The organism is Okeania sp. SIO3B5 (assembly GCF_010692555.1).
In the GTDB taxonomy this organism is placed as follows: domain Bacteria; phylum Cyanobacteriota; class Cyanobacteriia; order Cyanobacteriales; family Microcoleaceae; genus Okeania.
The window spans coordinates 1-14,400 of record NZ_JAAHHG010000239.1 but is presented as its reverse complement, the minus strand read 5'-3'; the positions used below and the strand labels follow the sequence as shown (position 1 = coordinate 14,400).

At 38.4% G+C, this 14,400-nt stretch carries 9 protein-coding genes; all 9 read left to right on the top strand.

The window, feature by feature from the left end:
- Nucleotides 1-1,200: 1,200 nt before the first annotated feature.
- The 9 genes from F6K54_RS25810 (at nt 1,201) to F6K54_RS25770 (ending at nt 14,140) form a co-directional block, all read left to right on the top strand.
- Entirely contained in the window at nt 1,201-2,544 is a 1,344-nt protein-coding gene (locus F6K54_RS25810; protein ID WP_293083847.1) for a sedoheptulose 7-phosphate cyclase, read from the top strand.
- A 223-nt stretch (nt 2,545-2,767) separates the two neighbouring features.
- The gene (locus tag F6K54_RS25805; protein ID WP_293083845.1) at nt 2,768-3,613 is read left to right on the top strand and encodes an O-methyltransferase; all 846 of its coding nucleotides are present in this window, start codon (nt 2,768-2,770) and stop codon (nt 3,611-3,613) included.
- Between the two features lie 551 nt (nt 3,614-4,164).
- Nucleotides 4,165-5,529, top strand: coding sequence for an ATP-grasp domain-containing protein (locus tag F6K54_RS25800; RefSeq protein ID WP_293083842.1), 1,365 nt, complete (start codon nt 4,165-4,167; stop codon nt 5,527-5,529).
- 267 nt (nt 5,530-5,796) lie between these two features.
- Nucleotides 5,797-7,233 (top strand): sodium/proline symporter, encoded by a 1,437-nt coding sequence (locus F6K54_RS25795; protein ID WP_293083839.1) that lies wholly within the window; start codon nt 5,797-5,799, stop codon nt 7,231-7,233.
- A gap of 44 nt (nt 7,234-7,277) precedes the next feature.
- Complete coding sequence (locus F6K54_RS25790) at nt 7,278-8,255, top strand: DMT family transporter (protein ID WP_293083837.1); 978 nt, start codon at nt 7,278-7,280, stop codon at nt 8,253-8,255.
- A gap of 362 nt (nt 8,256-8,617) precedes the next feature.
- Nucleotides 8,618-9,613 (top strand): NAD(P)-dependent oxidoreductase, encoded by a 996-nt coding sequence (locus tag F6K54_RS25785; protein ID WP_293083835.1) that lies wholly within the window; start codon nt 8,618-8,620, stop codon nt 9,611-9,613.
- Nucleotides 9,614-9,998: 385 nt separating this feature from the next.
- On the top strand, nt 9,999-11,108 hold the full coding sequence (locus F6K54_RS25780) for a D-alanine--D-alanine ligase (RefSeq protein ID WP_293083832.1): 1,110 nt from the start codon (nt 9,999-10,001) through the stop codon (nt 11,106-11,108).
- Nucleotides 11,109-11,453: 345 nt separating this feature from the next.
- Nucleotides 11,454-12,146: a nitroreductase family protein gene (locus F6K54_RS25775; RefSeq protein ID WP_293083831.1), complete on the top strand. Its 693-nt coding sequence runs from the start codon at nt 11,454-11,456 to the stop codon at nt 12,144-12,146.
- 488 nt (nt 12,147-12,634) lie between these two features.
- Nucleotides 12,635-14,140 (top strand): hypothetical protein, encoded by a 1,506-nt coding sequence (locus F6K54_RS25770; RefSeq protein ID WP_293083828.1) that lies wholly within the window; start codon nt 12,635-12,637, stop codon nt 14,138-14,140.
- The last annotated feature ends 260 nt before the right edge of the window (nt 14,141-14,400 follow it).

Here is a 14,400-nt window from a genome sequence, read left to right as displayed (position 1 = left end):
TATTGAATGAATAAGAGGAAATACCTGCACTGCAAACCTGTCGTGAAAGCTTGTGGACTGGATAACGCCGACGTTGCCAGAGTGAAGCAGGAATAGAACTGATTGTTTATAGAAAATCATAGATTTATATAGATAATCGTAGGTTTCTAAGAACGGTAATTTATAATTCAAACTGGTAAAGAATTGAAAGCGATCGCAAACGCAAATGTAAAATTTAAGTTAGATTCACGTCGCCATAATTAAAATTACCAAGTAAGTCAATTAGTCATCAATATTAAGGATTTGACAACTATGCTAAACATAATACCTATCCAGCAGCCGTTAAATCCAGATCAAAACGTGAATCACGGTTGTAATTTGAAGTGGAAGTTAGGGGATAGACAAGAATATCGGCTTTCTAGTATAATTTTGAGAAGAAGTAAAATAACAAGAAAACACCAATGATGACATCAATTCAGTTTTGCTATAAAATAAGGAAACTGTAATAGGTTTTGGTATTTACAAAATAGCGATCGCTAGCACCTAGTTAACCTCTGATAAGAGCAGTTTCTAAGTCTATAGCATCAGTCAATCTTTAGATTTTACAAAGATTGTCTAAGTTTATGATGTCTAAAATTGCTTCAATGTATTTCTAAGGATCTCTATAGATATTTTCTAGATAGCGATCAAAATCAATTGTAAATGTACTAAACTATGTTACATTCAGTACTAGAGTAAACTGATCGGAAATACTGTGGTAGCAAAAATAATTCACGGAATAATTGATAATTAATAGTTTTAGGTTTAAAGCCTATCCTTTCAAGAGAAAAAATCATTCTGATGGCTTTTGATACCAAATTCACACAAAGGTGGTTACAGTATTAAATCTATATTTTCACCAGAAAAATAAACTACTGTAGCAAGATTTGATGATACTGGTATTAGTCAGTCATTTTCTTTTGAAGAAAAGGTGATTATTAATTATTAGGTGATTATTAATTATTAATTGTTAAATATTAGTTGTTGAATTAGCAATTAATGAAAAAAACTTCTCTAAGCAAGTAGCAATATCCTGAAACACCACTTCAGTGATGTACTCATGCACTATAATGTATAATGTGCTGCTACACTGACTGTAAGTGCAAGGAGAAACTTCTATCGTGCGCTCAAAAAAACGATCGGAAGTAAAACATCAGAGCAAACCATTAACTAACTAAAATTATGACCAACACAATATCACCTCTTGCAGCATTAACTGAAGAAATCAGCAAACCAGACTTCACATTTGACCCCAGTATTCGGCGCGATCATGCCAAGAAGTACCGAACCTCAGAGTGGTATGATGGTCGTGGAGAAATAAAAGCGGTAGAAGATGGTCGCTCATTTGAAATTTCTGCAACCTTTACTCTCAAGTCAGAAGTAAAGTTGGTATATGGAGTATTAAACCCATCTAACCCAGTGTTGGCAGAAATTTACAAAAGTCGTGGTCGTTGTGTAGCAGTTGTCGATCAAACAGTCGATGAACTGTATGGAGAATCACTGCAAGCTTACTTTAAGCACAATGATATTCCCCTAGAAACTCTAGTTTGTCGTGCATGGGAGTCAGACAAAACTCCAGAAACAGTCCAGCGCATAATCCAATTCTTAGGTAAAGATGGCTGTGATGTATCTCGCAATGAACCTGTGCTAATCATTGGAGGTGGTGTACTCAGCGATGTGGCAGGTTTGGCCTGTGCTTTGCAGCACCGACGAACACCTTATGTGATGATTGGAAGTTCTATTGTTGCAGCCATTGACGCTGGACCATCCCCTCGTACCTGCACAAATGGTCAGCTATTTAAAAATAGTATCGGTGCATATCATCCCCCAGTTATAACGATAGTAGACCGTAGCTTATTCCGCACTTTGGCAAAAGGTCATATCCGCAATGGGATGGCAGAAATTATCAAAATGGCAGTAACTGATGACCCATTATTATTCGATCTATTAGAAGAATACGGTCCACGCTTACTGGAAACCCATTTTGCTAACTTTGATGCTGATGAGAAACTGATTAAAGTAGCTGATGAAGTAATTTATCGAGCATTGTATTCCTACATGAAGCATGAAGGAACAAATATGTTTGAGACCTATCAAGACCGACCCCACGCCTACGGTCACACCTGGAGTCCCAAGTTTGAGCCAGCTGTCAAATTGATGCACGGTCATGCTGTTACTATTGGTATGGCTTTTGGAGCAACCTTGGCAATGGAAATGGGTTGGCTAGAGAAAGGCGATCGCGACAGAATAGTTGCACTATGTTCTTCTCTTGGTTTATCAGTTTATCATCCTATCCTCGAAGACAGTGATTTGATGATTCAAGGACAGAAAAATATGCGTCGCAAGCGTGGTAGTAGTGGATTATGGGCACCTTTACCTACAGGTATTGGTAGTTGTAGTTTTGCTGGAGAAGTCCCCTCAGACTTATTAATGTCTTCTGTGGAGGAACATAAGGATTTTTGTACCTCTTTGCCAAATGAAGGAAAAGGCGAACAGATGTATTTGAGCGATCTTGGTTTGGAGTAAAACAAATAGAAGTTGTGATGTGGGGTGGAGAAAACAAAAAATTCCTCCCTGCTCCCTTTTTAAAAAAGAACAATAGTGGGCAAAGACTGCAAAATTTTCATCAGACCTCTGCGATAATTAATCTCAAAGCCTTGTAATGCTTAGGCTAAAACTTAGTTTTCGTATGCTATAGATGATTTAGTCTTTGCCTATCCTACTTATCCAGTAGTAATGGAATAGAAATATGATAACCGTTGTCAACACAGAAACTGTAGATACAAAAACTGCCAGACCAGTTACACCGTTGGGTATTTTAGTAGAACAACTTGAGAAAACTGTCAAGATGGCAGAAACCGTAGAAATACCTGCCAAACTTGCTGAAGCTATTAAAGATGCTTACCAATTAGCAGAAGGTCTTGACCCCTACATAGAGAAAAATACTACCCAGGAGTCAGATGCGTTGGCAGCATTAGCAGAAAAGACTCGCCGGGAACCCTGGAATTTACGATTTTCTGATGGCGAAACAGTGCGCCAGTTAGAACAGGAAATGTTATCTGGGCATATTGAGGGGCAAATTCTCAAAATGTTTGTTCATATGACTGGGGCGAAACGTATCCTAGAAATTGGAATGTTTACCGGGTATTCTGCATTAGCAATGGCAGAAGCGCTGCCAGAAGATGGACATGAAGTTGCTTGTGAAGTCGATCAATATGTAGCTGACTTTGCTAAAGCTTGTTTTGAAAAGTCTCCCGCTGGTAAGAAAATATCAGTGGAAGTTGCACCAGCTTTGGAAACTATGCAAAAGTTGGCAGATGCTGGAGAAACTTTTGATTTAGTTTTTATTGATGCTGATAAAAAAGAGTATATAGAATATTTCAGAATTCTCTTAGATACAAGTTTATTAGCACCAAATGGATTTATTTGTGTTGATAATACTTTATTGCAAGGGCAACCTTATCTTGCACCAGAAAAGCGTGCTGCCAATGGAGAAGCGATCGCTAAATTTAACCGCTTTGTTGCAGAAGATCCTAGAGTAGAACAAGTTTTGCTACCTTTACGAGATGGGGTAACTATTATTAAGCGAAAGTAGTTATGGTTTGACGAGGATATTATTAACCCAATCAATAGTTGGATATAACTCCTGTTGCTTGCTAGAGCTGAAAAAAATTGACAATCCTAGACAAATATCTACAATCCGAAGGCAGGAGGCAGGAGGCAGGAGGCAGAAGGTTTTCTTTCATTGTCACCTTAATTTTATACACGCTCCGATGCTAACGGACATGATATCACCCACCCCTCTAGCTCCCCTCCCGGGAGGGGATGGGGGTGGGTTGGATTGTTATCAGCACAGGAGGAGGACATCACTTCTGTTGAAACTGCGGTCAAGGCTTCCTTGGCTGAAGAATCCCGCGTTGTCGCCTAAGCGCAACGTCGGGAGTATGTCAAGAGTAAACTGCATCGACTCACAGTGCCTCACAGTAACGGAAGTACAACTATACTATGAGTGTTAAATTACCATTGATGAAGAACTACTAAAAACTGCCAGTATCTTAGCTTATGAAAAAGTATAAGTAGTTAATGTCAATAAATGCTAAAAGCTGATAGCTAGTTAACATTTTTTTCCTTATTATAAATAATAACATGGCACTAATTTTATTTGTCCAAGGAAGTGCTTATGCACTGTTCCAAAATATCGGTACTCTGGTTTTATTATTAATTGTTTTACCATTAAATTTACTTAAAGTAATACCATCACTGCTCTGGAATTTTATTAGTCAACCTTTTCACAAAAAAGTAGTAGTTGAAAACCCAAAAAATATTCTAATTACGGGTGCAAAAATGACAAAATGTTTGCAACTTGCCCGTTCATTCCATGCAGCAGGACACAAAGTTTTTCTGCTAGAAGCAAATAAATATTGGTTATCAGGAAATAGATTTTCTAATGCTGTTGCAGGCTTCTACACATTACCCTTTCCCCAAAAAGACTGGGAGGGCTATTTTCAAGGATTATTAGATATTATTAAAAAAGAAAAAATAGATGTATTTATCCCTGTATCTAGTCCGGCAGGAAGCTACTATGAATCTTTAGCAAAACCACTTTTATCAGAATATTGTGAAGTATTGCATTTTGATGCTGAAATTACGCAATTATTAGATAATAAATTTACATTTATTGAGAAAGCTAAAAGTTTTGGTTTATCTGTACCAAAATCATTTTTAATTACAAATCCCGAACAAGTTCTCAATTTTGACTTTGCTACTGATGGGAGTAAATATATTCTCAAAAGTATTCCTTACGATTCAGTGCGTCGTTTAGACATGACAAAATTGCCCATGAACTCTAGAACGGAAATGGAGGAATTTGTTAATAGCTTGCCGATTAGTGAAGAGAGACCCTGGATTATGCAGGAATTTGTGAAAGGCAAAGAATATTGTACCCATAGCACTGTAAGAAAGGGTAAAACTAGACTCTATTGTTGTTGCGAATCATCAGAATTTCAAGTCAATTATCATCATGTTGATAGACCTCAAATCTATCAATGGGTAGAGAAATTTGTCAGAGAATTAAATATTACTGGGCAAATTTCTTTTGACTTTATTCAAACAGAAGATGGTCGAGTTTATCCCATAGAATGTAACCCCAGGACTCACTCAGCTATTACTACATTTCACGACCATCCAGGAGTAGCAGATGCTTATTTAAAAGATAGTAAAGATGAAAATGAAGCCTCACTAATACCACTGCCAAATAGTAAACCTACTTATTGGACTTACCATGAATTATGGCGACTGACAGGAATTAGGTCTTTGGGACAATTAAAAACTTGGATTAACAGAATTTTTCAAGGAACAGACGGTATTTTTCAAATAAATGACCCCTTACCATTTTTGATGGTACATCATTGGCAAATTCCTTTACTTTTGTTAGGTAATCTGCAAAAATTAAAGGGCTGGGTAAGAATCGATTTTAATATTGGAAAACTGGTAGAATTAGGGGGAGATTAACAAATTGGATTTCTGTCAGGGCTATTTCATTCTCGATAGACGCGGGGACGCGGAGACACGGAGACACTGAGATGGAGGCTTTTAATTTACGATTAAAAGTTGACTTTTCACCCAAAGAAGTAGAACTGCTCATAACTGCCTCCTCATCAGGCTTTGAGAGAAATGCAAAAATTTAGAATGAAACAGTCCTGGGATTTCTGTAGGCTGTAAACTCAGAAACTAAAAAAGAAAAACCAGATTTCTACTAAGGTTAAATCATCAATTTTTATGGATCAACAAATTTGGATTGCGATAACATTTATTGCCTTTTTACTATTATTTACAATAGTAGGCATTTACTCCGCAACCCAAAAACAAAACACAACAAATGATTACCTATTAGCAAGTAGAAATGTTAATCCGTGGCTGACAGCTTTATCAGCAATGGCAACAGGTCAAAGTGGGTATCTATTTATTGGTGTAATTGGCTTTACCTATAAAGTCGGATGTGCTTCAATTTGGATACCTGTTGCTTGGGCAATAGGAGACTATATTGCTTGGTGGTTAATATTCAAAAAATTGAGATTAGTCTCTCAGCAAACTAATTCAGATACAGTTTCCTCATTCCTCGGTCAAGAAAACCTAGAGCAAGGAAAAAATAACGGACGCTTGATTACAATAATTTCAGCTCTGATTACTATTGCTTTTCTCGGTACCTATGCTTCAGCTCAACTTGTAGCAGCAAGCAAAGGACTAAATGCAATATTTGGCTGGAACTATCAATTAGGAGTTATCATTGGAGCTGTAATTGTAGTTATTTACTGTTTTTCAGGAGGCATTCGTGCTTCTATATGGACTGACTCAGTGCAGGCAATTTTGATGATTGGCTCCTTGTTGGTTCTGTGTATAGTCGGTCTGATTAACTGTGGTGGGTTTGGAGAACTTTGGGCAAAACTCAATGCAATTGACCCCACCCTGACAAATTGGATTCCTGCCGATCTGCCTTGGGGATTTTTCCCTTACTTTTTGGGATGGGTAGTGGCAGGGTTTGGCGCTGTAGGGCAACCTCATATATTAGTACGAGCAATGGCAATTGATTCCGCAGAGAATGTTACTTTGGCTCGCAATATCAAATTTGTCTGCGGTCAAATGAACTCTGCTACAGCCTTCGGTGTGGGATTGACTGCAAGAGCATTATTGCCAGATTTAATGACATCAAGTGACCCAGAATTGGCATTACCTTATCTATCTATGGAACTGTTACCAGCAGTGATGGTGGGGTTAATGTTAGCCGGATTATTTTCCGCAGCAATTTCCACAGCAGACTCTCAGATCTTATCTTGTTCGGCTGCATTGAGTCAAGACTTGATTCCTACTAAAGCTAATTCTTATAGAATGGCTAAAATTGCCACGTTAGTTGTCACAGCTATTGTATTAGCTATTGCCCTAACAGGAGACAATAACGTATTCGCTTTAGTAATTTTCTCTTGGTCAATTTTAGCTTGCGGCTTAGGCCCGTTATTGGTATTGCGGGTTTGGCAAAAACCTATAAGTGTGCCAGTAGCGATCGCCATGATGATTATTGGTATTATTGTTTCCATAGCCTGGAATTTAGGACTTGGGTTATCTAGTGCTATTTATGAAGTGCTTCCCGGTATGGCTACAGGCTTTATTGTTTATGGAATTTTTCATTTCTTGATCGACTCTAGAGAGTTGAGTAAATAACAAAATTTTAGTACCTTGTATCAGTTTGATCGAGACGGAAAAAGATGGATGCTCCCAATAAAGTATCACGATTACAACTCTTATCATTACCGATAGATTCGGTAGCTGCATTAATAGCTAGCATAACCTGTCTCTCTTTTTCACCAATTTTTATCCGTTTGAGTGAACTGGAAATAGGACCAAACGCTACAGCATTTAATCGTTTTTGGATTGCAGCTATTGGCTTTTGGCTACTGAATAGTTTTTTAAATGTGCCTTACCAAAAGCAGCACACTGAACTTAGAATACAGAAAACTATTTCGATAAGGGAAATAGGGTTATTGATTGCAGATGGAACGCTTTTATCAATGGGTACAATATGTTGGACTTGGTCTTTAACCAATACCAGTGTTGCTAACTCTAGCATTATCCATAATTTGATTCCTATATTTACTATCTTAGGAGGGTGGCTAGTTTTTGGTAAATTCTTTGAAAATCGATTTATCCTGGGTACATTTGTTGCGATCGCGGGAGTAATGTTACTAGAAGTAAATGACCTGTTCTCATTGAATATTGGTCAGCAGCTAACAGGGGATTTTGCGGCTTTACTATCAGCAGTGTTTTTTGGAGTACACCCGTTAATTGCAGAGCAGCTCCGTACTAAGTTTAACGCTGTAACCATTATGAAATGGTCTTCAACAGCAAGTTTTCTGTTGGTATTACCTGTTGTTATATTTGCTCAAGAACAACTTTTTCCTAGTTCAATAACTGGGTGGTTTTCAGTTATAAGTCTAGCCTTTGTTGGTCAAATGTTGGGTATAGGACTTTGGACTTATTGCCTGAAAAATTTATCTTCAGGATTTGCTAGTCTAGTTGGGTTACTTGCTCCTATTTTCAGTTCCTTGGAAGGTTGGGCGATTTTTTCAGAAAATATTGAACCATGGACTTGGGTAAGTTTCATGGTAATTTTATTTGGAATGTATTTGGCTATTTCTAGTAAGTTCGCTATTAAGTCTCAAGTCATTGAAGAAGGTAGAAGGTAGAAGCAAGTTTTCCAATAAATAGATTTCTATAGATTATCGTAGTGGGGTGTCAAGCTAAAAATGGTGTATTAAATTTTTGAGTATAATTCTTGCTATGACTAAGGTTTGGAGAATTTTCCTAAAACACTATTTCAAACTTGACGCGCTACTACTGGCGCGTCAAGGCTAAAATTGTGGGTAAAATTAACTCTCCGATCCCCCCCAACCCCCCTTGGAAAGGGGGGAGAGGTCTATATTTTCTAATCCACATTTTCAAGCTTGACGCGCCAGTAGGTTTCTAATAACGGCACTAGACACCCCATGCTGTACCTGTTCCCTAATTTTCTTTAACAACAACATTCATTATCTATCTTAAGCAAGATATGTCACCAAGTAATAGCACTTCAAAAAGTAAAGCTCCCACTAATTATCGCACTATTGGTATCATCGGTTGTGGTAATATTGGAGGGCGACAAGCAGCTAATTTTCTAGCCCATGGTTACTCGGTTTATGTCTATGACATTAATCCAGATCAAATGACAGAGTTGCAGTCTTTGGGTGCCCATATTACCCATAGTTGTGCAGAAGTTGCAACTTGTTCAGAGATAATTTTTACCTCCTTGCCTACTCCAACAGATGTGATAACTGCTGTACTGGAGGGCGAACATAGTCTGAGTCAAGGATTGCGACCGGGGAGTATTTATATAGACCTTACCACAAATTCTCCTGAAACAATACTCAAATTATATAAAGCCATGAAGGAACTGGGAGTTGAGATGTTAGATGCCCCCTTTAATGATTGCCCAGAAGGTGCTAAAAGTGAAGGTGGCATGGGTTTAGCAGTTCTGGCTAGTGGTTCAAAGACTATCTTTGAGCAAGTTGAACCAATTCTCCAACTAATGGCAGACCGTGTTCTCTACTGTGGAGAGATTGGCAGAGGAACTAAATGTAAACTTATTCACAATGCTGTTAATGCTGTGGCAGTTCAAGCAGTAAGTGAAGGAATTACCTTGGGTTTAGCTGAGGGAATTGAACTACAAACTATTTGGGATGCCCTACGCTTTGGTTCCTTTGGTCAAAATGCTGGGGATATTCATGGTTTACCTCACTATTGGTTTTCACGACGTTGTGATGACCTCTCTCAACACCCAGCTTTTACCGTCAAACTACTACATAAAGATTTACGAATTGCTCTGGCGATGGCGAGTCAACGCAATATATCTGTTCCTCAGTTAAGCTTGGCAGTCAAAGACTATGAGGAAGCAGAGCAGCGAGATTGGTCTGATTATTCTACCACAAAGGTGCGTTGTTTGCAAGAGGAGCGAGCTGGAGTAATTGCTAAAACTACTTTACCCGTAATACCATGTCCGGTTGAATAATTAGACAATGGTTGTCCGAAGGCAGGAGGCAACCCACCCCTAACCCCTCCCAGGAGGGGAAGGCAGGAGGCAGAAGGTTTTCTCAAGAGTGTCACCCTGATTTTATACACGCTCCGATGCTACCGGACATGATCAGGACTTACGCATGAACGCTATTAGTAGGGTGTGTTAGCGCTAGTGTAACTGAGCGACACCCTATATATAGTGCCTTTGCGTAAGTCCTGATGATATAACCTCGAGTTCTGCCCAATAATATAGAATCCGGCTTTCCTTCGGAATGCTGCGCAAACAGCTCCCGTGGCCTTCCTGACTCCAAAGTGATAAGTATTCAAACGGACATGATATAAATATCAAAGTTAACAAATTAATACCAAGCAATTTAATTATGAAATTAGGAAAAATTAGCCAAACTCAACCTTCATCCTTAAGCACAATGCCAGTGTTACAAGTATTACACCTGGCAGGTTCCCTTGTGTCTGACTTTTACTACAACTTATCAATAATCTACGCCAAAGAAGTAGTGCAACCAGCGGGTGTCAGTAGCTACTATGCAGTCGTACATCCTGACAATCTTTGGCAGTTAGGTACATCCTTAGATTCCTTGTCGGAAAAGATGTCTCTCCAGGAGATGATTCCTCAACTATCTCAGATTGATGTAGTGGTTCCCCATATGTTCTGCTTTCCTGGAATGACCAGTTTCAGGGCTTTATTTGAGGATATTATTGGTATCCCCATAGTTGGCTCACCATCCCATTGCACAGCATTAGCAACTAACAAAGCTTATACAAGAAACATCGTGTCTGCATCTGATGTCCTGGTTGCCAAAGCACAACAACTACACCGGGGAGATAAATTAACAATGCAGCCACCCTTTATCGTGAAACCAACCTCGGAAGACAATTCTTTGGGTGTGACATTGGTGTGGGATGAATCTCAAATAGAGGCAGCATTGGAAGTTGGGTTTGAACTGGACGAGATGTTGTTAGTTGAGGATTATATTCCTGGAAGGGAACTCCGTGTAGGTGTAGTTGAATATGAGGGTAAGTTGTCCGTCTTGCCAATGATAGAGTATTTAGTCACGGAGGAACACCCGATTAGAACTGTACATGATAAGTTGGAGCTAAAATCAGACGGAACTCCTGGAAAACAACCTGAGAAACCAGAAGTGAAGCCAGTATGTCCAGCAAATGTCACACCAGAACTATTCAAGAAACTTGCCGATAGTGCTAAGAAGGCTCATGTTGCATTGGGATGTCGTGATTACTCTTTGTATGACTTCCGAGTACACGCAGAAACCAATGAGCCATATCTGCTTGAAGCAGGATTATTTTGGTCTTTCGGCAGAATTAGCATGATTTCCCGGATGCTTGAAGCTGATGGGCAAAATTTAGAAGATGTGGCTTTCCAACTGTGGAGTGCAGCAGCAGAGAGGACTCGCGTAGCTTGTGGTTCGTTGTTTAAATACAGCAAATCAGAGCAAGCAGCAAAGGTTTAACGAAGTCAGAACTCAGAAGTCAGAACTCAGAAGTCAACCCACCCCTAACCCCTCCCAGGAGGGGAGGGGAAGTAGGGGATTTGAGCAAGCCTCCAAAAATATTTCGCCTTAAAAGGCGGGGTGGCACGACCCAATTATTTTGATAATACCATTTCTCATTTTATTGAGCAGGGGAGTAGGGCAGTAGGGACGTTGCATGCAACGTCCTTACATAGAAGTAAACATCAGAGTCTCAAGGGGTGACAAGTACCTCAACGTATTTCTGTCCGAAGCGACTGATAGGGTTTGCGCAGCATTCCGGAACGGAAAGCAATCTCAAATCCTAGTTTTTCGTAAAGGTAAAAAATGAACCAAATCACACCATTAGATGTCCCTTCGGCAATCCAACAACGACGCTCTATCAGAGCTTTTAAGCCTGATCCAATAGAACCAGAACTAATAAAGCAACTCGTTGAGTTTGCCGTGTCTGCTCCTAGCGTATCCAATCTACAACCATGGCAAATTGTTGTAGTCCAAAGTCCAGAAAAAAAAGCAGCATTAGTAAAAGCCTGTACGGATGAGGAGATTAGTGAATTACGTCCAAGGATTTACGAACGTCAAAAAATTATTGCTAGCGCGCCGATAACCTTTGTCTTTGCTGCAGACTTCAATGGTTGGAATAAAAATACCGTCAATATGCTAGAGTTGGCCAAGCAGAATGGAGTATATACTGACAAGGAAGTAAAGTACTTGAAAAAAGGTATCCCTCAATTATTTGAACAACAAGAAGACAAAACTCGGGAATGGGCAGTTAAAGATGCCGCGATCGCAGCTACTCATCTAGTTCTGGCAGCAGAAAGTTTGGGTTTATCTAGTTGTATGCTCTATCATCCTTTAGAGAATAGAGTTAAAGAGGTGATTGGAGCTGGCAATATGCCAGACATCGCTATTGCTGTTCTTGTGGCTGTAGGTTATGCAGCAGAATCAAGAAAAAATCCAGGTCGTTTGCCATTGTCAGCCAATGTGTCTATCGACGAGCTTGGTAATCCAATGGAGTAAACTTATTAGCATTGCGCATTTTATATCATGTCCGGTTGAACAGTTATAAATAAATAACGGCGTAGGAGTCAGGAGTCAACCCACCCCTCGCCCCTCCCAGGAGTCAACCCACCCCTAACCCCTCCCAGGAGTCAACCCACCCCTAACCCCTCCCAGGAGGGGAAGTCAGGAGTCAGGAGGGAAGACTGAAGTTGGAAGAAGAAGAACAGGAGAAGAAGGAGAAAGTTTTTTATCACTAATTATCCAGACATGATATTACTGAGTGTTAAGGCGAAGTTTATATGGCATTTAAGCACAAAAAAAATCACTTTTTTGCTAATTTCAGCTAAGTTAATGTTCATTATTCTTATTTTTGCTTCTCCCTGTACGGACGTTGCATGCAACGTCCCTACCCACTCCCCTACTCAACAAAATGTAGAAAAGTTTTTGAGAAATGGTATAACTGAGTCCTCGAATGGCTATATTCTGGAACTTCAAAGGTATAAAAGATGATATTAAAAGGTTATGAGATTATTATAATAACTTTATTTTTATTCTGTTGTGTAAATGAATTAGTAATGAAAAATTGGATGAAAATCCTTGTAGACTTACTTCCTATAAAGAATTTTTTAATTACGAGAAATCGGGCAGATTGGCTACAGTTTTTTATCCTGATAATATTAAGTTTTTTGTTCGGTTATCAACTAGATATTTCTGTCATTAAACTTCAAGTATTGATTAGAAATACTATGTTTTTTATGGCTGCAATAATTACTTGGAAAGGCATAACAATGGATTATGATGTTGTTGCTGACGAAAAAAATATTAAAGAAAGAATATTGCTAATTATTTTAACAATTAGTCTATACTTTTATCCAATTTTAATTCTTCCATATCTTTTTATCTCGATCCATTTTTTCAACGCTTGGTTAATCCATAATATGATGCCTATTCGTATCCTAAAAATGTTTGTATCCTATTTGGGAGCGCTGGTTATAATTAAACATCTTACTTGGGTGGAAAAAATTGAGTCTGCTGATACTTTTGTTCCATTCATCCTATTAATGTTATGCGTACAAGCATCGCACTATTTTATTCCTGGTGTGGGTAAATTAAAACTAGGAGATAAATGGCATTCATGGATGCTTAAAAATGAAACTCATTATCTAATGATATCCGCCTATAACTGGGGATGGTTACAATTTTTACCTGAAAGACTGGCAGTTAATGTTGTTAATAAAGTTAAAAAATTTAATCAAATCATAAACTCATGTACAATTATATTTCAATGCGGTCTTTTTGCTTTAATGGCTAATTCTGCTATATGCCTTTCACTGTTGACTGGTTGCACACTTCTAAATATCGCAATTTTTTTAGCTACTGGTCTTTGTTTTTGGGAATATGCGTTAACCAATACTATTATAATTGTTCTGATTTCCAATTTAAGTCATAGTATAAGCACTACACTTTTTTCTCCACTCAATTGGCTAGTTTACTTAGTTGTTTTATTTCTACCTCTGAATGGAAAAGTCTGGACTCCTTACTCTATGTCTTGGTGGGATACACCTTTCATAGGTAAAGTACACTGGCGTGTAGTTGGTAAAAGTGGTAAGATTTATGAGCTTTACAACAATTTTATGTGTCCCTATGAAGAGTTATATGGTCATGAATATGGATACTTTTTAGTGGATCGGAAAATTATATACGAGAATCATTTAGGTATTTGGAAATATAATAAAAAAGTGCGAGACCAAATAATTGCTTCAAAAGGTGATTTGCAAATATTATCTAACCTACAAAATCAATTTGGAAAAAGTTATCGAGACTTTGAAAAAGAAAGAGAGCATGAGGAATTTTTAATTAAATTTTTTACAAAATTAAATTCCGGATTCAAGAAGAATGTCTTGCCCAGTTGGCTAAAATGGTTAAAGGCTCCTGGCGGATATTTCTTTTACTGGGGTGAATATCCTCCATATAGCGGGCAAGAACCTGTTTCAAGGGTGATTAACTGTTGAATGAAAATTGTATAAAGTAGTTGCTATTTGTAGAAAAGTGTTGTAATCTTAAAATTAAGATAATAACTTAAGATAAATTTATAGTGGGTAAATGCGACTTGTTGACAGACATATTATTAACCGAACACATCAGTATTGGCGGGTGTGTGATGAGTTAGCCTTTAAATCAAAAAACTTGTACAACTTGGCTAACTATTATTGTCGTCAGCATTTTTTCAAGTGTGGAAAAAGTCTAGATTTAACTAAACTGTACCACACCA

Excerpts from the sequence above, each read along its gene's own strand:
- F6K54_RS25780 (WP_293083832.1), top strand. The coding sequence starts at position 9,999 with ATGAAATTAGGAAAAATTAGCCAAACTCAACCTTCATCCTTAAGCACA.
- F6K54_RS25770 (WP_293083828.1), top strand. The coding sequence starts at position 12,635 with ATGATATTAAAAGGTTATGAGATTATTATAATAACTTTATTTTTATTC.
- F6K54_RS25795 (WP_293083839.1), top strand. The coding sequence starts at position 5,797 with ATGGATCAACAAATTTGGATTGCGATAACATTTATTGCCTTTTTACTA.
- F6K54_RS25785 (WP_293083835.1), top strand. The coding sequence starts at position 8,618 with ATGTCACCAAGTAATAGCACTTCAAAAAGTAAAGCTCCCACTAATTAT.
- F6K54_RS25810 (WP_293083847.1), top strand. The coding sequence starts at position 1,201 with ATGACCAACACAATATCACCTCTTGCAGCATTAACTGAAGAAATCAGC.
- F6K54_RS25775 (WP_293083831.1), top strand. The coding sequence starts at position 11,454 with ATGAACCAAATCACACCATTAGATGTCCCTTCGGCAATCCAACAACGA.
- F6K54_RS25805 (WP_293083845.1), top strand. The coding sequence starts at position 2,768 with ATGATAACCGTTGTCAACACAGAAACTGTAGATACAAAAACTGCCAGA.
- F6K54_RS25790 (WP_293083837.1), top strand. The coding sequence starts at position 7,278 with ATGGATGCTCCCAATAAAGTATCACGATTACAACTCTTATCATTACCG.
- F6K54_RS25800 (WP_293083842.1), top strand. The coding sequence starts at position 4,165 with ATGGCACTAATTTTATTTGTCCAAGGAAGTGCTTATGCACTGTTCCAA.